At 63.1% G+C, this 24,021-nt stretch carries 19 protein-coding genes; 7 read left to right on the top strand and 12 right to left on the bottom strand.

The window, feature by feature from the left end; translation table 11 throughout:
• Window positions 1-135 precede the first annotated feature (135 nt).
• Window positions 136-438: a BA14K family protein gene (locus YY7_RS53805; RefSeq protein ID WP_035691683.1), complete on the bottom strand. Its 303-nt coding sequence runs from the start codon at window positions 436-438 to the stop codon at window positions 136-138.
• Between the two features lie 415 nt (window positions 439-853).
• Between YY7_RS53805 and YY7_RS0134790 the strand changes: the two genes are divergently transcribed.
• Window positions 854-1,099, top strand: coding sequence for a hypothetical protein (locus YY7_RS0134790; protein ID WP_028167222.1), 246 nt, complete (start codon window positions 854-856; stop codon window positions 1,097-1,099).
• Window positions 1,100-1,224: 125 nt separating this feature from the next.
• Here the strand turns inward: YY7_RS0134790 and YY7_RS53800 are convergent, their stop codons facing one another.
• The 9 genes from YY7_RS53800 to YY7_RS0134745 form a co-directional block, all read right to left on the bottom strand.
• The gene (locus tag YY7_RS53800; protein ID WP_035691681.1) at window positions 1,225-1,542 is read right to left on the bottom strand and encodes a hypothetical protein; all 318 of its coding nucleotides are present in this window, start codon (window positions 1,540-1,542) and stop codon (window positions 1,225-1,227) included.
• An 8-nt stretch (window positions 1,543-1,550) separates the two neighbouring features.
• Entirely contained in the window at window positions 1,551-1,847 is a 297-nt protein-coding gene (locus YY7_RS0134780) for a hypothetical protein (RefSeq protein WP_028167221.1), read from the bottom strand.
• A gap of 55 nt (window positions 1,848-1,902) precedes the next feature.
• Window positions 1,903-3,450, bottom strand: coding sequence for an efflux transporter outer membrane subunit (locus tag YY7_RS0134775; protein WP_080663983.1), 1,548 nt, complete (start codon window positions 3,448-3,450; stop codon window positions 1,903-1,905).
• A 1-nt stretch (window position 3,451) separates the two neighbouring features.
• Window positions 3,452-6,739, bottom strand: coding sequence for an efflux RND transporter permease subunit (locus YY7_RS0134770; protein WP_028167219.1), 3,288 nt, complete (start codon window positions 6,737-6,739; stop codon window positions 3,452-3,454).
• A 3-nt stretch (window positions 6,740-6,742) separates the two neighbouring features.
• Window positions 6,743-9,850, bottom strand: coding sequence for an MdtB/MuxB family multidrug efflux RND transporter permease subunit (locus tag YY7_RS0134765; protein WP_028167218.1), 3,108 nt, complete (start codon window positions 9,848-9,850; stop codon window positions 6,743-6,745).
• Window positions 9,847-11,070: an MdtA/MuxA family multidrug efflux RND transporter periplasmic adaptor subunit gene (locus YY7_RS53795; protein WP_245287517.1), complete on the bottom strand. Its 1,224-nt coding sequence runs from the start codon at window positions 11,068-11,070 to the stop codon at window positions 9,847-9,849. Before YY7_RS53795 ends, YY7_RS0134765 begins: the two co-directional genes overlap by 4 nt.
• Window positions 11,071-11,312: 242 nt before the next feature.
• The gene (locus YY7_RS62200) at window positions 11,313-11,468 is read right to left on the bottom strand and encodes a hypothetical protein (protein WP_165435208.1); all 156 of its coding nucleotides are present in this window, start codon (window positions 11,466-11,468) and stop codon (window positions 11,313-11,315) included.
• A gap of 129 nt (window positions 11,469-11,597) precedes the next feature.
• Window positions 11,598-14,711 (bottom strand): efflux RND transporter permease subunit, encoded by a 3,114-nt coding sequence (locus YY7_RS0134750; protein WP_028167217.1) that lies wholly within the window; start codon window positions 14,709-14,711, stop codon window positions 11,598-11,600.
• On the bottom strand, window positions 14,708-15,892 hold the full coding sequence (locus YY7_RS0134745) for an efflux RND transporter periplasmic adaptor subunit (RefSeq protein WP_028167216.1): 1,185 nt from the start codon (window positions 15,890-15,892) through the stop codon (window positions 14,708-14,710). Before YY7_RS0134745 ends, YY7_RS0134750 begins: the two co-directional genes overlap by 4 nt.
• A 53-nt stretch (window positions 15,893-15,945) precedes the next feature.
• Here YY7_RS0134745 and YY7_RS0134740 point away from each other — a divergent pair, with 53 nt between their 5' ends.
• Window positions 15,946-16,764, top strand: coding sequence for a hypothetical protein (locus tag YY7_RS0134740; RefSeq protein WP_155255433.1), 819 nt, complete (start codon window positions 15,946-15,948; stop codon window positions 16,762-16,764).
• A gap of 327 nt (window positions 16,765-17,091) precedes the next feature.
• On the opposite strand, the gene YY7_RS0134735 is transcribed toward YY7_RS0134740, so the two are convergent.
• Both YY7_RS0134735 and YY7_RS53790 read right to left on the bottom strand, forming a co-directional pair.
• On the bottom strand, window positions 17,092-17,352 hold the full coding sequence (locus YY7_RS0134735; protein ID WP_028167214.1) for a hypothetical protein: 261 nt from the start codon (window positions 17,350-17,352) through the stop codon (window positions 17,092-17,094).
• A 319-nt stretch (window positions 17,353-17,671) separates the two neighbouring features.
• On the bottom strand, window positions 17,672-18,754 hold the full coding sequence (locus YY7_RS53790) for an HD domain-containing phosphohydrolase (RefSeq protein ID WP_035691679.1): 1,083 nt from the start codon (window positions 18,752-18,754) through the stop codon (window positions 17,672-17,674).
• Between the two features lie 289 nt (window positions 18,755-19,043).
• Between YY7_RS53790 and YY7_RS0134725 the strand changes: the two genes are divergently transcribed.
• From YY7_RS0134725 to YY7_RS0134705, 5 genes are read left to right on the top strand one after another with little or no spacing between them, the layout of a single operon-like run.
• Window positions 19,044-19,361, top strand: a complete 318-nt coding sequence (locus YY7_RS0134725; RefSeq protein WP_028167213.1) for an STAS domain-containing protein — start codon at window positions 19,044-19,046, stop codon at window positions 19,359-19,361.
• Window positions 19,361-19,726 carry a response regulator gene (locus tag YY7_RS0134720; RefSeq protein WP_027580048.1) on the top strand — a complete coding sequence of 122 codons (366 nt, stop codon included), beginning with the start codon at window positions 19,361-19,363 and terminating at the stop codon, window positions 19,724-19,726. Before YY7_RS0134725 ends, YY7_RS0134720 begins: the two co-directional genes overlap by 1 nt.
• A complete protein-coding gene (locus tag YY7_RS0134715) occupies window positions 19,723-21,759 on the top strand; it encodes a chemotaxis protein CheA (RefSeq protein ID WP_028167212.1) in 2,037 nt (678 codons plus the stop codon). The genes YY7_RS0134720 and YY7_RS0134715 overlap by 4 nt, the downstream gene beginning before the upstream one ends.
• Entirely contained in the window at window positions 21,760-22,230 is a 471-nt protein-coding gene (locus tag YY7_RS0134710) for a chemotaxis protein CheW (protein ID WP_028167211.1), read from the top strand.
• 34 nt (window positions 22,231-22,264) lie between these two features.
• Complete coding sequence (locus tag YY7_RS0134705) at window positions 22,265-23,962, top strand: methyl-accepting chemotaxis protein (RefSeq protein WP_028167210.1); 1,698 nt, start codon at window positions 22,265-22,267, stop codon at window positions 23,960-23,962.
• The last annotated feature ends 59 nt before the right edge of the window (window positions 23,963-24,021 follow it).

Here is a 24,021-nt window from a genome sequence, read left to right as displayed (position 1 = left end):
GCCGAACCTTTACATCAGACGGGGACGGCCTCTTCGGGCAAGGAGCATACCTGTCTATCGCCAATTGACGAGCATTACAATCACACAGCGCTTCGCGCTTTCAGTCCGCAGAAGAAGTCTCTCCTTCAGCTTGCATCATTCGCACCGATAGTGGTGGCCGTCACGGCCAAGGAATGTGCCGGTCGCGGGACTGTACGAGCGGTGGCGCTGTGCGCAGGTGCCGATGCCGCTGTCCTCTTCGTTATAATATTGCAGAACAGAAGGTGGTCCCGATTCCAGCCTGGCCGCGGGCGTGGGCGCGCCGCCGTTCAGGATGTCTGCATTGGGATGATAGAACGCGTACAGTCCGGGCTCCTGGATGGCGGCCTGAGCAAATACTGGTGTTGCGGCTGCTACCGATAGCATCGCCGCGGCCGCGAGGATCTTGAGTGAGGTCATCGAAATTCTCCATCGGTCGATACGAAAACCCGATCGACGCGCGCGACTCCGCGTGACGCACCGTCAGGCGGTGCGCGGTCAAACGCGAGTTTTTCGTATTGGGTTGTCCGAATGCTCGGATCTTTCGATTCAAGATCTAAGTGGCCTGCGCGCGCATCCCACTAAATTCTGCTTTACGATTCTCAACTCGAGTTGACGGCGGGAGCGCTGCCGAGCGCCGACCGAATCCGCGGCGTGACCATCATCACGAAGCAGCGAAACGCGAGCCAAGTGCTTTCACGCTATGTCGGTAGCCAGCACTTCTTTGTGCTGGCTGCGCAGCGTCCCTAAACGCGAATTTAGTGGGAGCGACGAGAAAGAACCCTACCTTTCCTTGTGTAACGTTCTTTATGTCACCACTCGAAAGGACAAAGCCATGAAAGTCGCAATGGTAGCATTGGTCGCCGCGTCCATGCTCTCAAGCACGTACGCTTTTGCCAATACGGCGCGTCATGAATCGATGGTCAGGAGCTATCCTGTATACAGAGAGGCTACCCCGCCGGTCATGCTGCATCCGAACTACGGCAATCCGAACGGCGATCCGGATGGTCCGACCACGTTGAGCGGTACCGGCGATTCTCAATTCGGCGGTTCGTCAGCCGGCACCAGCGGTTACAACTGAGTGAAAGCTGCAGTTGAGCCGGCTTTGCTTGAAAGCCACTGTGCCCGCTCCAATGTAACGACGCGCGAACCTCGCGCGTCGTTGAAGTGACGCGAGACGGCGTTACCTCGACCGCCGAGGTGACGTCACTTCTTCGGGGCCGATCGTCTGTTCCGGCGAACGGTGCCGAACACGACTTGCGATGGATAGGGAGAAGCTGAGCGCTGAGGCATGCTCCCGAGGAAGCCTGCGGCGCCGATCCATGCGACGGTGGGTTGTGCGGCAAAATCGCCGGGAAATACGCCATTGGTCGGGAAGTCGCGATTGTCGTTGCGGTTGTCATAGAACCAGCCGCTCGTCTGGCCGTATCGGATGGCGCGATACCCAAACTCGGTCGCTGATCCCCGCGAGATAGCTGGCGCTGCCAGGATCGTCGCGCAAATTATGATCTTCAATCTACCCATTGGCTTTCCTATGGCCGGATCGTGCCCCAGTCGCCCTTCCAACCCGCAAGCTTTCCGCGACGAAACTGCAGATAGAGCCCGTCGCTTCGGCTCGACAGCGCACTTCCCTTGACGTTGGGCAGCGCCAGATAGAGTTCGTTGCCGGGGCGTCCTCGCATAAAGGTCAAGTGCACGCCGAGCGTGCGCGCGACCTCATCGGGCTTCATCCCGAACCGAAGCGAGGGTGCGCTCTGCTGTGCAGCCGCAGACGTTGCTTCGAGTGCTGCCAGAGCGAGCGCCATCACGAGCAAGCCGGTGTTCTTCATCCGAGACACCCATTTGAGGCAGGGCAAACGCAAGCCAATGCGGCGAAGGCGGACATCATTGTAGCGAGACCAGCGTCCCGGCCGGCGTCCAACCGCCGCCGAGCGCCTGAAACAGACTGGTCGCTGCCAATAATTTCGAGAGCCGCACCTGAACCAGCGTGGTCTCCGCGGTGAAGAGCGTCTGTTCGGCCTGCAGGACCGTAATCAGATTGATCGTGCCGCCCCGCAACTGCTTTTCCGCCACATCGAATGCCGTTCGCGAACTCGCAACGACCTGCGCTTGCAGCCGCTCCTGGAGCGTGAACTTCTGCAACGCGATGAGCGCCTTCTCGACGTCGGAGAATGCCGACAGAACCGCCTTGCGATAGGCCTGCAGGTCCTGAAGCTGCACGCCTTTGGCCTGCTTCAACTGGCTCTCGAGCAGGAAGCCATCGAAGATCGGCTGGGTGAGGCTGGCCGCGAGGGTGGAGAACGCCGCCCCGGGCGTGAACAGCGAGGCCAGCGCGCTGCTCTGGAATCCGCCGGTGCCGGTGAGTTGGATCTGCGGAAAGAAGGCCGCGCGAGCCTGCTCGACGCTGAAGTTCGATGCCGCAAGCAGCGCCTCCGCCTGGCGGATATCCGGCCGTTGGTAAAGCAGTTCAGATGGCAGGCCGGGGGTCACCCGAGGCACTTTGATGCGGCTGGTCGATCCGCCCCGCACCGAGAAGTTCGCCGGCGCTCGTCCAACAAGGACGGCGAGCGCGGCAATGTTCTGACCGATGGTGACTTCGAGAGGAGGAATCGCCGCCCGCTGCGTTCCTGTCAGCGCCTCCTGTTGCGAAACGTCGAGCTGCGAGGCTGTTCCGCCGGCAAACTGCGTCTTGATCAGCGCTAGGATTCGCTCGGCCGCTGCGAGGTTCGCGTGCGTCACCCGCAACTGGTCCTGCGCCGCCAGAATCTGGAAATACGTGTTGGCCACCGTGACGATCGCGGTCAGCGTGACCACCTCGCGATTATATCTGGAGGCTGTCGCGCTCTCTTCCGCTGCATGGAGCGCTGCCTGGTTCTTGCCCCAGAAGTCGAGCATGTAGCTCGCAGTGAGGCTGGTGCTGAATTGTGAGAAGTTCGAACTTCCGCCGCCGCGTCCGCCTCCGGTCCCGGTGACGCCCCCGCCAAGGTTGCTGCCGCTGCTGATGGCGCTGCTTGTGGAGCCGAAATGCGCGCGCTCGGCGCTGGCTGCTCCCGTCAGGGACGGCAATAGCGGCGAGCCAGCCACGCCGACCTGGGCGTCGGCCTGCACGACCTGGGCGATCGCGACTGCAATGTCGAGATTGTTGATCTGCGTCGCGTCCATCAGTGACGTCAGTTCGCCGGAGCCGAAGCCGCGCCACCAGTCCAGGACCGGGAGCGCGGCGTCAGGACCCGCCGAACTTGCCGCGCGATATTTCTCCGGCACTTCGAGATTGAGCTCGGGCCGTTCGGATCCCAGGATGCAGCCGGACAGGCCTGGGCCGAACGCCAGTACGATTAACGCGGAAATCGCGCGGGTGCGACCGTCTCCCCACGGCAAGATCGCCCGGGCCAGACTTCGGTGTCGGACTCGTAGTACCGAGGATTTCGACATCTCACTCGCCTGGCTGCAGTGAGGGCTTGGGCAGGTTGGGAGGCGTGTTGCCCCTTCGACGTTGGCCCCAGAGCCGGAACCTGTCCAGATACAAATAGATCACAGGTGTCGAATAAAGTGTCAGCATCTGGCTGAGGATAAGGCCGCCGACGATGGCGATGCCGAGCGGTTGGCGCAGTTCGCCGCCTTCCCCCATTCCGACGGCAAGCGGCAGAGCGCCGAGCAGTGCGGCCATGGTCGTCATCATGATCGGGCGGAACCGGAGCAGGCAGGCCTCGCGGATGGCATCGAGCGGATCGAGGCCGCGCTTGCGCTCAGCGTCAAGCGCAAAGTCGATCATCATGATCGCGTTCTTCTTCACGATGCCGATCAGCAGGATCACGCCGATCAGCGCCATGATGCTGAACTCGGTGCGGAACGCGATCAGCGCCAGCAGCGCGCCCACGCCGGCCGACGGCAGCGTCGAGAGGATGGTCAGGGGATGGATGTAGCTCTCATAGAGCACGCCGAGCACGATGTAGATGGTCACCAAGGCGGCCAGGATGAGCAGCGGCTGATTGCTGAGCGAATCCTGGAAGACCTTTGCCGTGCCCTGGAAGGTGCCGCGGATTGTCGCGGGCACGCCGATCCGGTTCATGGTGGCCTCGATGGTGCTGACGGCGTTGCCGAGCGACACGTTGGGAGGCAGGTTGAAGGAGATCGTGTTGGCGACGAGAAGTCCCTGATGATTGACGGAGAGCGGTGTTGCGCCCCGACCGAAATGCGCGACCGCCGAAAGCGGAATCATCGTTTCGCTGCTGGTGCTGACCGCCGCGCCGGTCGAGGCCACGCCTTTGCCGGTCGACCCGATCGAATTGGTCGCAAGATTGCGCGCGGCCTGTGCGTTGGCCGAGTTGGCGGTAACAGATGTTCCCGGCGTCACTACTGTTCCCGCCACCGCGTTGGTTGCCTGCGAGCCGCCGACCGATCCGCCGGAGGTGCTGATGTAGACATCCTTGAGCGTCTCCGGATTCTGCCAGTAGCGCGGTGCTACCTCCATGATCACGTGATACTGGTTGCGCGAGACATAGATGGTCGAGACCTGGCGCTGGCCGAACGCGTCATAGAGCGTGTTGTCGATCTGGCTGACGGTGATCCCGAGCCGCGCCGCGGCGTCGCGATCGATGACCAGATTGGATTCGAGCCCCTTGTCCTGCTGATCGCTGTTGACGTCTGCGAGATTGGACTCGCGCTGCAGCGCCGCCGTGATCTTCGGTGTCCATTCGTTGAGCTCTTCCAGCGCCGGGCTCTGCAGCGTGTACTGGTACTGTGCGCTGGATAGCCGCCCGCCGACGCGGATGTCCTGCACCGACTGCAGAAACAGGGTTGCCCCGGGCACGGTGGCGAGCTCGCGCCGCAACCGCGCGATCACCTGGTCGGCGCCGACTTTGCGCTGCTCGAGCGGGCGCAGCGAGACGAAAACGAAGCCGGAATTGGTCTGGTTGCTGCCGGTGAAGCCGACGACGGCGTCCACCGCGGGATCGTGCTTGATGATGGTGACGAACTGCGTCAGCTTCTGCTGCATCAACTGGAACGAAATGCTCTGGTCCGCCTGGATCGAGCCGACCAGCCGTCCGGTGTCCTGCTGAGGGAAGAAGCCCTTGGGGATCACGCCGTAGAGATAGAAGTTGAGCCCCAGCACCGCGGCGAGGATCAGCATTACGGATCTCGGGTGCGCGAGCGCGGCCGAGAGCGTCCGCCGATAGAAGCCGAGCATCGCTTCGAAGAAGCGCTCGCTGGCGCGATAGAGCCAGCCGTGGACCTGGTTGCTTTCCCGGCGCAGCAGCACCGAGCACATCATCGGCGTGGTCGCGAGCGAGACCGCAAGCGAGATCAGGATCGAGATCGAGATCGTCATCGCGAATTCGCGGAACAGCCGGCCGACGATGCCGCCCATCAAGAGGATCGGGATGAACACCGCGATCAGCGAGATGCTCATCGAAAGCACGGTGAAGCCGACCTCGCCCGAGCCCTTCAGCGCCGCCTCAAACGGCGACATCCCGTGCTCGATATAGCGGGTGATGTTTTCGAGCACGACGATGGCGTCGTCGACGACAAAGCCGGTCGCCACCGTCAGCGCCATCAGCGACAAATTATCGAGGCTGTAGCCGACCAGATACATGACGCCGAAGGTCGCGACCAGCGACACCGAGACCGCGACCACAGGGATCAACGTCGCGCGGGCGTTGCGGAGGAACGAGAACACCACGAGGATCACCAGCAGCACGGCTAGCACCAGGGTCCGCTCGACGTCATGCAGCGAGGTGCGGATGGTGGTCGAGCGGTCGACCGCCAGATCGATGTCGATCGCGGGCGAGACCGAAGCCTTGAGCTGGGGCATCAGCGCCTTGACCAGATCGACCGTGCTGATGATGTTGGCATTCGGCTGCCGGTACAGGATGATCAGGACGGCGGGCTTGCCGTTGGCGAGGCCGGCGTTGCGCAGGTTCTCCACGGAATCGGTGACCTCTCCGACATCGGAGAGATGCACGGCCGCGCCATTGCGATAGGCGACGACCATTGACTTGTAGTCGTCGGCCTTGTTGGCCTGGTCGTTGGCATAGATCTGGTAGCGCCGCTCGCCGACGTCGATCCCGCCCTTGGGGCTGTGCGCATTGGCGCTGGCGAGCGCGGCGCGCACGTCCTCGAGCCCGATGCCGTATTTGTAGAGCGCCTGCGGAACCAGGTCGACGCGCACCGCCGGCAGCGAGCTGCCGCCGACAATGACCTCGCCGATCCCCTCGACCTGCGAGAGCTTTTGCGCCAGCACGGTGGAGGCGGCGTCGTAGAGGTCGCCGCGAGTCAGCGTATCGGAGGTCAGCGTCAGGATCAGGATCGGCGCGTCGGCGGGATTGACCTTGCGGTAGGTCGGATTGCTGCGCAGGCTGGTCGGAAGGTCGGCGCGGGCGGCGTTGATCGCGGCTTGCACGTCGCGCGCCGCGCCGTTGATGTCGCGGTTCAGACCGAACTGCAGGGTGATGCGCGTCGAGCCCACTGTGCTTTGCGAGGTCATCTCGGTGACGTCGGCGATCTGGCCGAGATGGCGCTCGAGCGGGCTTGCGACCGTGGTCGCGACGTCCTCGGGGCTCGCGCCCGGCAGCGTCGCCTGCACCGAGATGGTCGGGAAGTCGACCTGCGGCAGCGGCGAGACCGGCAGCTTGAAGAACGCCACCACGCCCGCCGCCGCAAGCCCGAAGGTCAGCAGTGTGGTCGCAACCGGCCGGCGGATGAAGGGCGTTGACGGGTCCATGGCTCAGTGGGCTCCGCGTGTTTCGCGGGCACCGCCGGGCCCTCCGGCAAGCCGCACGGCGAGGCGGTCGAACCACAGATAGATCACGGGCGTCGTGAACAAGGTGAGCAACTGGCTGACCAGAAGGCCGCCGACGATGGAAATGCCGAGCGGGTGCCGCAGCTCCGATCCGGCACCGGTTCCGAGCATCAGCGGCAGCGCGCCGAGCACTGCGGCCATGGTCGTCATGATGATCGGCCGGAACCGCAGCAGGCACGCCTGGTAGATCGCCTCGCGCGGCGACCGGCCTTCGTTGCGTTCGGCATCGAGCGCGAAGTCGATCATCATGATCGCGTTCTTCTTGACGATGCCGATTAATAGAATGATGCCGATGATCGCGACGATCGTGAGGTCCTGCCCCGCCATCATCAGCGCGAGCAATGCGCCGATCCCGGCCGAAGGCAGGGTCGAGAGAATCGTGAGCGGGTGGATGAAGCTCTCATAGAGCACGCCCAGCACGATATAGACCGTGACGATCGCGGCCAGGATCAGGAACAGTTGGTTCGAGAGCGAGGCTTGAAAGGCGAGCGCTGCGCCCTGGAAACTCGTGATGATGCCGAGCGGCTGGCCGATGTCGATCTGCGCCTGCTTGACGGCGGCGACCGCCTCTCCCAGCGACGCATCGGGCGCCAGGTTGAACGATATGGTGGCCGAGGGGAACTGGCCGAGATGCGAAACCTGCAACGGCGCGATGTCCTCGTGCATCTTGGCCAGCACCGGCAACGGCACCGGCGCGCCTCCGACCGAGGAGGGCAGGTAGATCGACGACAGCGATTGCAAGGAGTTCTGCAGCGTCGGATCGGCTTCCAGGATCACCCGGTACTGGTTTGAGTTGGTGAACACCGTCGAGACGATGCGCTGGCCGAAGGAGTCGTAGAGCGCATTGTCGACGGTCGCGGGCGTGATTCCGAACCGCGCCGCCTGCTCGCGGTCGATGTCGACGAAGACCGCAAGTCCCTTGGCGGACATATCGGTCGAGACGTCGGTGAACGCGGGAAGCTGCCGCAATCTGTCGACGAGCTTCGGGGCCCATTCGGCGAGCTGGGCCGGGTCGGCGTCCTGCAGGATGAACTGATATTGCGCCTTGCTGACGGTGCCTTCGATGGTCAAATCCTGCACCGGCTGCATGTAGAGCGCGACGCCGATCAGCGATGCCGTGCTGTCCTTGAGACGGCGCATGACGCTCGCGATATCGGATTTTCGCTGATCGTGCGGCTTCAGGTTGATCAGGATGCGGCCGCTGTTGAGCGTGGTGTTGGTGCCGTCGACGCCGATGAAGGAGGAAAGGCTCTCGACGTCGGGATCCCGGAGGATGACGTCGGCCAGTTGCTGCTGCCGCTCGGCCATCGCGGCGTATGAGACCGATTGCGGCGCCTCCGAAATCGCCTGAATGACGCCGGTGTCCTGCAGCGGGAAGAACCCCTTGGGGATCGCGACATAGAGCAGGGCGGTCAAGCCGAAGGTGGCGAGCGCCACCAGCAGCACCAGGGTCTGGCGGTCCAGCACCCAGTTCAGCATCCGGGCATAGATCGCGATGACATGATCGAAGCCTTCGCGGCTCAGACGCTGGAGCACGTTCTCATGCGTCTCGCCTTCCGCCTTGAGCAGTTTGGCGCAGGCCATCGGAACCAGCGTCAGTGACACCACGGCGGATACCAGGATGGTGACGGACAGCGTGATGGCGAATTCGCGGAACAGGCGGCCGACCACGTCACCCATGAACAGCAGCGGAATCAGCACCGCGATCAGCGACACCGTCAGCGAGATGATCGTGAAGCCGATCTGCTCGGAGCCACGGAGCGCGGCCGCTAGCGGCGCTTCGCCGTCCTCGATGTAGCGGGAGATGTTCTCGATGACGACGATCGCGTCATCGACCACGAAGCCGGTCGCGATCGTGAGCGCCATCAGGGAGAGGTTGTTGAGGCTGAAGCCGAACAGATACATCGCCCCCAGGGTGCCGACCAGCGAGAGCGGCACGGAGAGGCTTGGGATCAGCGTCGCGCGCGGACTGCGCAGGAATACGAAGATCACCAGCACGACCAGCACGACTGCGAGCGAGAGCTCGTATTCCACGTCCCTGACCGAGGCGCGGATGGTCACGGTGCGGTCGGTCAGGATGTTCAGGTCGATGGCGGCGGGCAATGCCGCCTGTAGCTGCGGCAACACCGCCTTGATCCCCTCGACCACCGAGATGACGTTGGCCCCGGGCTGGCGCTGGATGTTGAGGATGATCGCCGGCGTCGTATTCATCCAGGCGCCGAGCTTGTCGTTCTCGGCGCCGTCAATGACGTCGCCGATGTCGCTGAGACGGACCGGAGAGCCGTTCTTGTAGGCCACGATCAGGGATTTGTAGCCACCGGCACCGCGGATCTGGTCGTTGGCGTTGATGGTGTAGGAGCGCATCGCGCCGTCAAAATTGCCCTTGGGCGTGTTGACATTGGCATTGCCGAGGGTGGTGCGCAGGTCGTCGATATTGAGGCCATAGGCGGCAAGCTTGCGGATGTCGGCGCGGACGCGGACCGCCGGCCGCTGGCCGCCGCTGATGCTGACGAGGCCTACTCCCGGAAACTGCGAGATCTTCTGCGCCAGGCGGGTGTAGACGAAATCCTGGACCTGCGTCAGCGGCATGGTCTTCGACGTCAGGCCAAGGGTCAGGATCGGGGCATCGGCCGGATTGACCTTGGCATAGATCGGCGGCGCCGGAAGATCTGATGGCAGCAGATTGCCGGCGGCATTGATCGCGGCCTGCACCTCCTGCTCGGCGACATCGAGCGAGATCGTCAATCCGAACTGCAGCGTGATGACCGAAGCGCCGGCCGAGCTGACTGAACTCATCTGGCTCAGGTTCGGCATCTGGCCGAACTGCACCTCCAGCGGGGCCGTGACGGACGACGTCATCACGTCAGGACTGGCGCCGGGATAGAAGGTCTGGACCTGGATCGTCGGGTAATCGACCTCGGGCAGGGCGGCGACGGGCAGGAAGCGGAATGCCAGCATTCCCGACAGCATGATGGCGATCATCAAGAGCGTTGTCGCCACCGGTCTGTGGATGAATGGCCGCGAGGGGTTCATTCGTGTCCACCCCCGGAGCGCCGCCCCTTGCCGTCCACCGCTTTCGAATCCGGCGGCTTGGCTGCAGCGGCCGACTCGCCCGCCCCCGTTGGAGGTCGAATGACGATCCTGGCGCCTTCCCGCAGCTTGTCGGCGCCATCGATCACGATGCGGTCGCCGGGGGAAAGTCCGGACTGAACCTCGACCCGGTCTCCTTCAGTGACGCCAAGCTTGACCGGGCGCACCGAGACCGTGCTGTCACCGTTGACGAGATAGACGAAGGTGCCGGGCGTGCCGCGCTGGATGCCGGCCGTCGATATCGTCGTCACGTCCTTGTGGGTGTCCAGCAGGAGACGCACGTTGACGAACTGATTGGGATACAGCGTCCGCGCTTCGTTCGAGAATTGCGCGCGCAGCTTGATCGTGCCGGTGGTCGGATCGATCTGGCTGTCGAAGGTCTGCAGCGCCCCGCTGGCCAGCTTGTTGGTGCCGCTGCGATCGTAGGCCGCGGCCGGCAGCACCGCTCCCTCGCGGAGCCGCGTAGCGATCGCCTGAAGCTGGTCCTCCGGAAGTGTGAACAGGACGCTGATCGGCTGCAGTTGCGTGATCACCACGATGCCGGTGGCATCACCGGGGGTGACGTAGTTGCCCTGATCGACCTGCCGCAATCCGACGCGCCCATCCAGCGGCGACAGGATGTGGCAATAGCGCAGGTTCACTTCAGCAGCCTGCACCGAGGCGCGGTCCGCTTCAACCGTGCCTTCGTTCTGGGCGACCAGGGCTATTTGCGTGTCGAGCTGTTGGTGCGGCACGGCGTTCTGCTTCGCCAGGCCCTGGTAGCGGGCAAGATCGACCTGGGCGCCCTTCAGCATGGCTTGGTCGCGCGCAAGCTGTCCCTTGGCCTGGGCTAGCGCCGCTTCGAAGGGGCGGGAGTCGATCTCCGCGATCAGATCACCCTTCTTGACTTCATCGCCTTCCTTGAACGCGATGCGGGTCAAATATCCGCTGATCTGGCTTCTGATCGTGACGGTGGCGAGTGAAGAGACCGTGCCGAGCCCATTGAGGTTGATCCCGATATCGCCCTTGCCGACAGTCTCGGCGACAACGGACATCGGCGGGGCGGTTCGCTTGCCGGCTGTTTCCTGTGGCGTGCCTGCGGGCTTCGTCCACCAGACGATGCCGGCAGCCAGCAGGAGAATAACGGCGATCGCGAACCCAATGCGCCCGCGAGCCGGGCGCACGACTTTTTTCCCAGGCGCAATCGAAGGGGGGTCCGTCGACTTCCTCAGCTGCTGATCCATGGGTCACCTGCGAAAGCGCATGAAGAACCCGCGTGGGGCGCGTGTCGCCGCAGCCCGGTTCCTGCAACATTCCAGGTCGACATATTGAACGATTAAGGGCCGGAAAGCCCATTAACATTCGGTAGGGAGGCTCAACAAAGGCTGATGGTTCCGCGCGTTTGGCGGCAATCGGCGGCTTCAGTCTAATTCTTGGCCAGATCGGCCTGCGAAGCCATTTCGGCCCGCCGCTCATAGCTCTCGGCAAGAACCTTGAGACGATCGGCAACTGCCTGGTCGCTCACGCTTTCCGCGACCCGGCGCAAGGTCTGCGCTGGGCTCGAATATTCTCTGCTCGGCATACTCAACTCCGCAACTCATGGTTTCAAACACTTATGTAGGTGCGCGGTGCATGATGCCGAATTCACAAAGTCGGGAGTGAGCGATCTGTATGAAGCGACGCAATTTGCATAGTGGCGGCCGGCGCCGTCTCATTCGGCCGGCGTTGCCTGGGGCTGGACGGACGAGGTTGCCGCCTCCTTCTCGCCGAACAGCCAGATCTGCAGCCGGTCGAGATAGAGATAGACCACCGGCGTCGTGTACAGCGTGAGGATCTGCGACACGGCGAGGCCGCCGACAATGGCATAGCCGAGCGGCTGCCTGATCTCCGAGCCCGCGCCGGTGCCCACCATCATCGGCACGGCGCCGAGCATTGCCGCCATCGTGGTCATCAGGATCGGCCTGAACCGCTTGATGCAGGCCTGGTAGATCGCCTCTTCCGTGCTGAGTCCTTCATTGTGTTCGGCGTGGATCGCGAAGTCGACCAGCATGATGCCGTTCTTCTTGACGATGCCGATCAGCAGGATGAGGCCGACAATCGCGATCACGGTCAGATCGAAATGGGCCGCCATCAGCAACAGCAGCGCGCCGACGCCGGCCGATGGCAGGGTCGAGATGATGGTGATCGGATGGATCGTGCTTTCATAGAGGATGCCGAGGATCAGGTAGATCACGAACAGCGAGGCGAGGATCAGGATCGGCGTGCTCGACAGCGAGGCGCCGAAGGCCTGGGCGTTGCCCTGGAAGCTGGTCTGCAGCGAGAGCGGCGGATTCAGCTCCTTCTTCACTGCATCAATGGTGCTCACGGCCTGGCCGATGGCGGCACCCGGCGCAAGGTTGAACGAGATCGTCACCGACGGGAACTGCCCCTGGTGATTGACGACGAGCGGCGAGACCTTCACGACCGAATCGACCAGCGTCGACAACGGCACCTGCTGCCCGCTCGAAGATTTCACATAGATGCCGTTAAGCGCATCGGGCGAATACTGGAACTTCGGATTGACCTCCATGACGACATGGTACTGCTGCAGCGTGGTGTAGATCGTCGAGACGATGCGCTGACCGAACGCATCGTCCAGCGTGTTATCGATGGTAAAGGGCAGGATGCCGTAGCTCGAGGCGACTTCACGCTTGATGGTGATGTCGAGCAGCGGCCCGGCATTGAGCTGGTCGGTGGTGACATCGGTGATCGAGGGGATCGTTCTGATCTTGTCGAGGAACAGGCCCGCCCAACGGGTGAGCTCGCCCGGATCGGCATCGTTCATCGTGTACTGGAATTGCGTCTTGTTCAGCCGGGCTCCGATCGTGATGTCCTGAGCGGGCTGCATGTACAGCGTGACGCCCTGGATTTTGGCGAGGTTGGTCCGCAATCGCGCGGTCACTTTGTCGATCGGATCACGCCGGTCGGCTGGCTTGAGCTGGATGTAGACGCGCCCGTCATTGACCGTGTAGACGCCGCCGCCGGCGCCCACCGCGGCCCCGACGGAAGCGACGGCGGGATCGCGCATGATGACGTCGAGCAGGGCTTGCTGGCGCTGGGCCATCGCCTTGAACGAGATATCCTGCGACGCCTCCGACTGACCGAGGATCAACCCAGTATCCTGCTCCGGGAAGAAGCCCTTGGGAATGACGACGTAGAGATAACCAGTCAGCACGATGGTGCCGAGCATCACCATCAGCGTGATGAAGCGATGACGCAGCACGATCCTGAGGCCGGCCTCATAGAGATTGAGCAGCGCGTCGAATCCGCGTTCGGACAATCGATAGAGCCGGCCGTGCGAGTTGTTTTCGGGCTTGAGCAGATATGCGCACATCATCGGCGTCAGCGTGCGCGAGATCACCAGTGAGAGAACGAGCGCCACGCTCACCGTCATCGCGAACTCGCGGAACAGCAGCCCGACATAGCCGCTCATCAGGAACAGCGGGATGAAGACGGCGATGAGCGAGAACGTGATCGCCATGACGGTGAAGCCGATCTCGCCGGACCCCTTCATCGCCGCGTCATAGGGCGAGAGGCCTTCCTCGATGTGACGCGTGATATTCTCGATCTCGACGACGGCGTCGTCGACCACGAAGCCGACCGCAATCGACAGCGCCATCAGCGACAAATTGTCGAGGCTGTAGCCCATTTCGTAGAGGATCGCGAAAGTGCCGACCAGCGACAGCGGCACGGTGACGGCCGGGATGATGGTCGCCCAGAAGCTGCGCAGGAAGATGAAGATCACCATGACGACGAGCCCGATCGTCAGGAGCAGCGTGAACTGCACGTCGGCGATCGATGCGCGGATGGTATCGGTGCGGTCGGAAATGACGTTGATCTTGATGCCCGCGGGAATCGAGGCTTGCAGCACCGGCATCATCGCCTTGATGCGCGCGACCGTGTCGATGACATTGGCGCCGGGCTGACGCTGGATCGCCAGGAGGATCGCCCTCTGATTGTTGTACCAGCCGGCGATCAGGTCGTTTTCCGGCGCGCTGATCGCGCGTCCGATGTCGCGGATGCGGACCGGAGATCCATTGCGATAGGCGACGACGAGATCGGCGTATTGGTCGGGCTTGAACAGTTGATCATTGGTGTTGAGCGTGTAGGTCTGGCGCGGGCTGTTGAGCGTGCCCTTCGCCAGATCGACATTGGCCTGGCCCAGCACCGTCCGCAGGTCCTCGAGATTGATGCCCCGGGCGGCCAATGCCTCGGGGTCAACCTGGATGCGGACGGAGGGCTTCTGCTGACCGCCGACCCCGACGAGGCCGACGCCGGAGATCTGCGAAATCTTCTGCAGCAGGATGTTTTCGGAATAGGCGTCCACCGTGGTCAGCGGCAGGCTGTCCGAGGTGATGCCGAGCACCAGGATCGGCGTGTCGGCCGGATTGACCTTGCGGATCGTCGGCGGATACGGCAGGCCCGTCGGCAAGTAAGGGGAAGCGGCGTTGATGGCCGACAGCGTGTCGCTCACCGCGCCGTCGATCTGGCGGCTGAGATCGAACTGCAGCGTGATCTGGGTGTAGCCGAGCGCACTCGCCGACGTCATCTGGGTGAGGCCTGGAATTTCGCCGAACTGCAGCTCGAGCGGCGATGCCACCGAGGACGCCATGGTCTGCGGATCGGCGCCCGGCAACTGCGCGGTCACCGTCAGCGTGGGGTAGTTGACGTTCGGCAGTGCCGCCACCGGCATCAGCGGATAGGCGACCAGTCCAGCTACGAACAAGCCCACCATGAGCAGGGCGGTCGCGATCGGCCGTCGGATGAACGGTGCGGAAATATTCATGGGATTGGCGTCTGCATTGCGTCCTGCGCGGCGGCTTCCTCGGCCGCCTTGCCATGGAGCGCGATCACATGTGTGCCGGGCTGCAGCTTGTATTGGCCGTCGACCACCACCCGCTCATTTGCCGAGAGTCCGGAATCGATCAGCGCCTGTCCGTCGCTGATTTGCGCCACCTTGACCTGGCGGATCGCAACGGTGTTGTCGGGATTGACGACCCACGCATAGGCTCCGTTCGGACCTTGCTGGATCACCGCCGCAGGCACGGTGAGGCCGTTGTGTCTCGTGTCGAGCAGCAATCGCGCGTTGACCAGCTCACCCGGCCAGAGCTTGTTCTCCTTGTTGGAGAAATTGGCCTTGAGCTGAATCGAGCCCGTGGTCTGCAGAATCTCGTTGTTGACGAGGCCAAGCTGGCCCTGGCCGAGCTCGATCGTGTCGTCCTGGTTATAGGCGAGGACGGTGAGCGGCGCCTTGGTGATCTGCTGCTGCTTCTGGATTTGCGGCAGGACCGTCTCCGGAAGTGTGAAGATCAGCGAAATCGGATCGAGCTGGGTCACCACGCAGAGGCCGTTCGTGCTTGACGGGCTGATGATATTGCCGACGTCGATCTGGCGGATCCCGACCACGCCGTCGATCGGTGAGGTCAGACGCGTGAAGCTGAGCTGCACTTTCGCGGCCTCGATCAGCGCCTTGTCGGTTGTGATCGCGCCGTCCAACTGCCCGACTTGCGCTTTCTGGGTTTCGATCAGTTGCGGTGTCGCCCAGCCTTTGGCCCCCAACTGGGTGTAACGGACGAGGTTGGCATTGGCGTTGGCGAGCTGTGCCTGATCGCGTTCCAGTGCTCCGGTGTACTGATCGATCAGTGCCTGATAGGGGCGCGGATCGATCTGCGCCAGCAGGTCGCCGGCATGCACATGCTGGCCTTCGGTGAAGTTGATGGTGAAGATCTGCCCCTGGATCTGGGCGCGCACCACGTCGGTGTTGTAGGCGATCACGGTGCCGACGCCGGTCAGATAGATCGGCACGTCGTGCTGGCTGACCGTTCCGGCGACGATCGGCACCGGGGACGGCCGGGCCGGCGCTGCGGCGGCCGTCTCGAACGGGAAGTCATGCATAGCGTGGAGCAGAGCGCCGGTCGCCACTGCGGCGGTCAGCATGACGGCACCGACAACGATCTTCTTTTTCATGGTCTGGGCTTCGCTGAGAGATTTGTTAGCAACCCGGAATAGCTGCCGATGACGTGACACTGCCCGCAGTGAGGATTGAGCAGGCACTGCCTGCCATCGTGGAGGTGGAGGCGGTTGGAGCGGGAGTAAGAACCGTCGGCACGGTCGGGAGGGCCGCAACCGGTCCAACGACGCCTGGAAGGAGCGATACGCCGGGTGTCGGCACCGGCGCCGCCGAGCTGACGCCGAGGTTGCCGATCTCGGTCGAGTCGAGGGGAATGCCGGTTCGATTGACACCGCCCATTGTCGTGGGTGAGGTCGACGACGGTGTCGATGATGCAATGACGCTGGTCGAGCCCGAACCGCACATCCCGGACGTTCCCGACGTGTCGATGATGCCGGATGCTGTCGCCATGCCGGAGCTCTCAAGCGTGCCTGACGTTGTCGACACGCCCGATGTCGGTGAAATCAATGGCGATAGGCCCGGTGTCGCGGCTGTATTGCCCGCCATGGCCGCGGTTGCAGGCGCGGTCGATCCGACCGCCATTCCGGCACCGTCGAAGGTGGCGGTCGATCCGAACATTTGGGTCGGCGCTGTCCCAACCGTCGAGCAAACTGTGCCGCTGCTTGGAATGGCGATCGTGCCCGTCGCGGGAGCCGCGAGCGGACTGACTCCCGCGGATGAGAGCTCGGTCGCGCCCAGCGGAATTCCCGTTGGCGAGACCGGCGAGCCCGCGTTGCCTAGCGGAGAGGTTGCGTCAAGCGTCGGAGTCGGGGTCGCCGCACCGGTCACTTGCGCGACAGCGGCGTTCGCTGTGAATAATGCAGAAAGAAGGGCGGTCGCCAGGATCGCTGTCAATCGTCTCATCATGACACTTCCTCTCCGTGAATGAAGCGCCTCGCCTCGAATGCACCAGCCGAACCAGCCGGCCGGGTTTCTCCGACGCGTTGAACGTAGGCGCGTTCGGCGGCGCATCCACTAAATTCGTCTTTAGGAATGCAGTGAGATATCGCTTAGGATTTTCTTTGCGCTGCGCGGTGCGCAGCAATAGCGCAGCGCTAATCCACGGATGCGCGCATGCGCAGGACAGCGGGATTTGAATCTACGATACTACCAATAAAAAAGCGGCCGGGACCGCACAAGCGGTCCGGCCTCTTCAGTTTCGACCGTCAGCTCGACTGACAGGATACTCGTTCAACGGTGGTCCGAAGCGACCGGATCAATAATAGCCGTAGCTGTAATAGCCATAGCCGGTGCCGGGTTCACAGGGAACGTTGCCGTCGGTCCAGGGCTGCGAGGCAAACGCGCCTACCCGTGGGGCGGGAACGCAGCCCGGTCCGCCGACATAGACCTGCTCCGGCGCCGCAACGGCAGCGGCATTGGCACGCAGAGCGTGGCGCGTGTGTTCGCGAGCCATCGCGGGAGTTGCAAGCGTCGCCGCAGCGACCAGCGCGATCGACAAGAGCTTGATTGCAGACATGGGTGTTCTCCATCAGGAAGCGGAGCCAATGGAGCGTGGCTCCCCTTTCGAAGTGCGGATCGCGACACCCTGTTTAAAGAGCGCGTCTTCTCACGTTCTCTCAATGCCGCGTGAGCACATTCGTGCGCAGGTTGCAGGCGGAAGCTGCCGGCTCACAACGACGTTACACAACTCAGAGCATGATCCGGACCCGGAGGGCCGCGTTAGCGCAAAACGGGATACAGGTTCTCCGAAAAGATCATGCTCAAACAAGAAGATAGAGCGCGATGATGGTTCGAGGAAAAATCATCCCGCGCCAGCAGCTTGGTTTCAGTTGAAGCTAGACGGCCGTCGAAAGCGTGCGCATTTCGGCCTGCCACGGTGCTATCGTATGTTGCGCGGTGGCGATCGCCACGACTTCGTTCCAGCGCGAAAGAAAGGCGTCGACGCAGGCGGGATCGAATTGGCGCGCCTTGTTGTCCTCGAGGTAACGACGCGCGTCCGCAGGCGGCATCGGGTCCTTGTAGGGACGCTTCATCGTCAGCGCATCGAAGACGTCGGCGACTGCGACGACGCGGGCCGCGATCGGAATGTCGGTTTCCCTGAGCCCGTTGGGATAGCCGCTGCCGTCCCAGCGTTCGTGATGAGCTGCAGCGATCTCGGCTCCAAGCTGGATCAGCTCGCAATGGCTGTCGGCGAGGATGCGTCCGCCGATCACGGCGTGGGTGCGTATGATCGCGATCTCCTCCGCGTTCAGCCGGCCCGGCTTGAGCAGGATGCTGTCGGGTATCGCGACTTTGCCGACGTCATGCAGGGGGGCCGCAAGATAGATATCGCGGATGAGCCGGGACGGCAGGCCGAGTTCTTCGGCGATGATGCGGCTGTATTTCGCTACCCGAAGTGTGTGCTCGCCGGTGTCGTTGTCGCGGTATTCGACGGCGAGCGCCAGACGAAGGATGATCTCCTCCTCGCGCTCCTGCAGCTTCTGCGTGGCACTGGCAACTTCCCGGACGAGATCGGCTGCGCGGTCGTTCAGTTGCCGAACGGCAATGCCGAGCCGGATGAGATTTCTCAGCCGGACCCTGGTCTCCAGAGTTTGCGGATGTTTCGGCAGGAAATCGGTGGCGCCGGCCTCGAGCGCCTGCATGCGCACGTCGTCCGTCTGTACCGAGGTGATCATCACGATCGGAATATTGCCGAAGTTCTCGATCGCACGGAGTTCGCGGATGAATGTGACGCCGTCCATTCTCGGCATCTCGTAGTCAACGAGGACGATGTCATATTGGCGCTGCATCGCCGATGTCATCGCCTGCAGCGGACAGGTGTACGCCGTGACCTGCACGGTACCGTCGGCTTCCAGGAGCCGCGTGAGGAAGTCGAGGACAGAACGACTGTCGTCAACGAGAAGCGCTTGTGTAAGCATCTGACGTCCTGGTACGCACGGTCGGTTGTACGAGACCAAGAGCTACTGTGCAGGCTCTTAACGTCGACCTAAGCCTGACAATCGCCGATTGCACCGCCTGTTCGATGCGCGTGAATGCAGGCGCGAATCCTACCAGGCTACCCGTCGAATCCCGCGCACCGTAATCCTACGGTCATCTTGCATGGAATCGCGGTTGATTAACATCTTAATCACCATCTCTGCCGATACTTCGGCCGAAAGAGATTCGCATTCCGGCTAAAGCGAATCTCTGGGAATGCGGGGGCGGTGAATGGCTGACGTGACAGAGTCCAAACGGTGGCTGCAGTTGCCACCGGACTGCAGCATCGCGTCGATCCGCCAGGTCTACGACACGATCCGCGAGGCCTTCAGCCGCAATGATCGGCTCGAGATCGACTGCTCCGCTGTCGACAAGGCCGACGTCACCTCGATCCAGCTTTTGCTTTCTACCGCGGAGACCGGCAAGGCGCAGGGCCGCCCGGTCGTCCTGACTGCATTCTCGCAAAGCCTCCGTAATACTCTTCGCCGCGCAGGCTTCTCCAGCGATGCGATGATCGACCAACATTTTCACAACAAGGATGGCGCGTGATGGCTACGGTCCTGACGGTCGATGATTCCCCCAGCATCCGCCAGATGATCAAGGTCGTGCTCGAGCCGGCCGGTCACAACGTGATCGAGGCGGGCGACGGGGCGCAGGGCCTGGCGAAGGCGCAGGCGGGCAAGCTTGATCTCGTGATCACCGACCTCAACATGCCCGTCATGAACGGCCTCGAACTGATAAGGGCCCTGCGCAAGCTGCCGTCGCAGGTCGGCCTGCCGATCGTTTTCCTCACCACCGAGTCCAACGACGCGGTGAAGCAGGAAGCCAAGAGCGCCGGCGCCACCGGATGGATCACCAAGCCCTTCAAGCCTGAGCAATTGCTCGCGGTGGTCAACAAGCTGGTGCGGTCATGAGCAGCATGGACCCGACGGAGATATTCCGTCAGGAGGCGAGCGAGCTTTTCGAAACCCTCGAAGGGGCCTTGCTGGATCTTGGCCTGCGTCCCGACGATCGCGAGCTGGTCGACTCGGCGTTTCGCGCCCTGCACACCATCAAAGGCTCCGGCGCCATGTTCGGCTTCGACAAGGTCGCCGCGTTCACCCACGAATTCGAGACCGCCTTCGAGCTGGTCCGCAAGGGCGAGATCAAGCCGACGCAAGAGCTGATAGCGGTCGCGCTGGCGGCGAAGGACTATATCCGTGCCCTGATCGAAGCGCCCGATGACGCTGATTCGATCATCGGCGACGCCATCCTGGATGATCTGAAGCGTTTCGTTTCACCTGTCGAGCAGGTCCTGCCGGTCGAGTCTGAGATCGACACCCCGCCGGCAAGCGAGAGCCGACCGGCGGGCTGGCAACTGCGCCTCGAATTCGAGTCACATATTCTCCGCAACGGCTCCAATCCGCTCGACCTCCTGGATGATCTCTGCAAGCTCGGTCCCTGCTTCGTCGTGCCGGTCACCGATGGCGTGCCGCTATTGGACGAGCTGGAGCCCGAGGACTGCTACCTGAAATGGGACGTCACGCTGCATAGCGGTTGCGACAAGGACGCTATCGACGACGTCTTCATGTTCGTGCAGGACGAGATGAAGCTGACGCTGGTGCCGCTGGCGCAGGTCGAGCGCGCGGCGCCGACGTTCGCAATGGCGGAAGCCGAGCCGGTGGCTCCTCCGGCCCCGGCGCCGACCGCTTCCTCGGCCCCCGCTGCGGCGGAGCCGGCGACGCCGCCGGAACGGAAGCGCGACGAGCCGAAGCGCGCGGAAGAGCGTGGCATCGCCACGGTCCGCGTCCAGGCCGAACGGCTCGATGAGTTGATGGACCGGGTCGGAGAGCTCGTCATCGCCCAGGCGCGGCTCAGCCAGTTGGCCGCGGCCGGCTCCGATCTCTCGATCAAGATGATCGCCGAGGAGATCGAGCGGCTGGCGGCAAGCCTGCGCGACACCACCATGGGCGCACGGATGGTCCCGATCGGCTCGCTGTTCGGACGCTTCCGAAGGTTGGTCCACGATCTGTCCCGCGACCTCGGCAAGCCGGTCGAATTCGTCACCTCGGGCGAGGATACCGAGCTCGACAAGACCATGATCGAATGTCTTGCCGATCCGCTCGTGCACCTGATCCGCAATGCGATCGATCACGGCATCGAGGATTCCGAGACGCGCGCGGCGGCCGGCAAGACCGAGAACGGGCGGATCGAGCTCTATGCGATCCATTCCGGCGCACAGGTTCTCGTCACCGTCAAGGACAATGGCGGCGGGCTCAACACCGCGCGCATCCGCGCCAAGGCGGAAGAGCAGGGGCTGATCGCGCCCGGTGCCGCGATGTCGGATCATGAGATTCATCAGTTCCTGTTCCATCCGGGGTTCTCGACCGCCCAGACCATCTCCGCGCTGTCCGGCCGCGGTGTCGGCATGGACGTGGTCAAGCGCACCATCGAGAACATGCGCGGCTCGATCGATCTGTCGACGAAACCCGGCGCGGGAACGTGCGTCACGCTGCGCCTGCCGCTGACGCTTGCGATCATCGAGGGATTGCTGATCCGCGTCGGCGAGGGCCGCTACATCATTCCGCTCCCGGCGGTCGAGGAGTGCGTCGAGCTCACGGCGGACGACGAGCGTTCGCGTGGGCGCAATTTCCTCAACGTGCGCGGGAATCTCGTGCCCTTCCTGCGGCTCCGTGACATTCTCGATGTGCCCGGATCACCCGGACTGCATCAGAAGACGATCATCATCTCGACCGGCGAGACGCGCGTCGGGCTGGTTGCCGACCAGATCATCGGGAATCATCAGACCGTCATCAAGTCGCTTTCGAAACTGCATTCCGACGTCACGATCTTTTCCGGCGCGACCATCCTTGGTGACGGCACCGCGGCGCTTATTCTCGACGTGGCGCAACTCGTCGCGCTGGCGCAGTCGCGTGCGGAGAAGCAGCAGATGAGCGAGGCGGCATAGATGGCGACAGATCGGCAGCAGGACGCCGGGACCGTCCAGGACGGTTCGATGCAGGTGGTCATGATCGGGCTCGGTGACGAGAAATTCGCGCTCGATGCCGGCCTGGTGCGCGAGATCATCGATCCGGTTCCCGCGACGAAAGTGGCCGGCTCGCGGTCGTTCGTGCCCAGCGTGATCAATGTGCGCGGCAATGTCATTCCGCTGGCCGACCTGCGCATCCGGTTCGGGATGCCGCAGACCGAAGATTCCGCCGATACCCGGATCGTGGTGATCGAGGTCGGCATCGACAATGAGCCGGTCCTGGTCGGCGTCACCGCCGACAAGGTCTACGAGGTCACCGAGATCTCGCGGACCGACGTGCAGCAGACGCCGCGCGTCGGCATGCATTGGAAGCCGGAGTTCATCCGCTTCATCACCAAGTGGCGTGAAGAGTTCGTCATCGTACCGAATATGGAACGTATCCTGAATTGAGGACGTCTCGGGGGCGAGACTTGAGGGGCTGAAAATGAGATTTACTGTCAAGGCGAAGTTGGCCTGTGCCTTCGGCGCGATCATCCTGCTGTCCGCGGTGAGCGGCGCAGTGGCCTATATGAAGCTCAACGACATGGTGGAGACGACGGACAGCCTTGTCGCCCGCGCCGGCCGGATGGAAAAGGCAGCCGAGCTCGAGAAGGATGTCCTGTTTCAGGTCCGGGCCGAGAAGAACGCGATCCTGGTGCCCGAAGGCGACATGGACCGGTTCTTGTCCGAGATCGACAGGACTCGTGGATCTACCTTGAAGCTCAAGGACGAGATTCAGTCCGGCGCGAGCGAACAGGGCAAGCGGCTGATCGAGAACTTCAGCACCGCCTACGCCAAGATGAATTCGGTGCAGGACGAGACGCTCAAACTCGCAAGAACCGACAAGGCCAAGGCCGCCGAGCGATCGATGACCGTTGTCCGCCAGGCGGTTGTTGAGTCCATGGAGGCGGCCGATGCCTATATCGGCTACGCGAAGAAAGCCATGGCTATGCAGGCCGAGCAGGCCAAGGAAGAAGGCCGCCGCGCGACTGTCATGCTGGCAAGCCTGGTTATCGCGTCGCTCGTTGTCGGGCTCGGTGCGGCGCTCTGGATCGCATTCAGCATCGGCCGCTCGCTGGGACGTGCAGTCGGTCTGGCAGGCGCAGTCGCCGACGGCGATCTCAGCCAGAAAATCGACGTAGTCAGCAACGACGAGATCGGAGATCTCGTCAAGTCGCTGAACGTGATGGTCGAGAAACTGCGGCAGATCGTGTCGGAAGCCCTGACCGCGGCGCAGAACGTCTCGGCCGGCAGCCAGGAGCTTTCGGCCAGCGCCGAGCAGCTCTCGCAGGGCGCGACTGAGCAGGCGTCCTCGGCTGAAGAAGCCTCCTCCTCGATGGAGGAGATGGCCTCCAATGTGAAGCAGAACGCCGACAACGCCAACCAGACCGAGAAGATCGCCACGCAATCGGCCAAGGATGCCGAAGCCAGCGGCGCCGCCGTCGGCCGCGCCGTCGAAGCGATGCAGACGATCGCCGAAAAGATCACGATCGTGCAGGAGATCGCGCGGCAGACCGACCTCCTGGCGCTCAATGCCGCGGTCGAAGCGGCGCGCGCCGGCGAGCATGGCAAGGGCTTTGCCGTGGTCGCCTCCGAAGTGCGCAAGCTCGCCGAACGCAGCCAGGCGGCCGCCGCCGAGATCGGCACGCTGTCAACGGAGAGCGTGAAGGTCGCGCAAGAGGCGGGCAGCATGCTTGCCAAGCTCGTGCCCGATATCAAGAAAACCGCGGACCTGGTCCAGGAAATCACGGCGGCCTGCCGCGAGCAGGATGTCGGTTCGGCGCAGATCAACCAGGCGATCCAGCAGCTCGACAAGGTCGGCCAGCAGAACGCCAGCGCATCCGAACAGGTTTCCTCGACCTCGGAAGAACTGGCCTCCCAGGCCGAGCAGTTGCAGTCGACGATCGCCTTCTTCCGCATCGACCAGGGGCGCAAGGCCGCCGCCGCGCCCATCGACAAGGCGGTCAGCCAACTGCGCGCGAAGGCTGCGACAATGGCGGCCGTCGATCGCGGCGCCAGGAAGCCGTCGGCCGCCGCGGCGAAGCCGCAGGGCCGTCGCGCCCTCAAGGTTGCCAATGGCGGCGGCTTCGCTTTCGAGCTGGATGAAGACGGGGACGACCGCGACGCTGATTTTCAGCGCTGAGGAGTGAAGCGTTGGTGGGCTGGCAGGTTGGATTGATTGCGGTCCGACCAACAATTCGA

The sequence above is a fragment of the Bradyrhizobium elkanii WSM2783 genome (genome assembly GCF_000472865.1).
Classification (GTDB): Bacteria; Pseudomonadota; Alphaproteobacteria; order Rhizobiales; family Xanthobacteraceae; genus Bradyrhizobium; species Bradyrhizobium elkanii_A.
The sequence above is the reverse complement of the archived record's forward strand: the minus strand, read 5'-3'. Positions and strand labels throughout refer to the sequence as shown.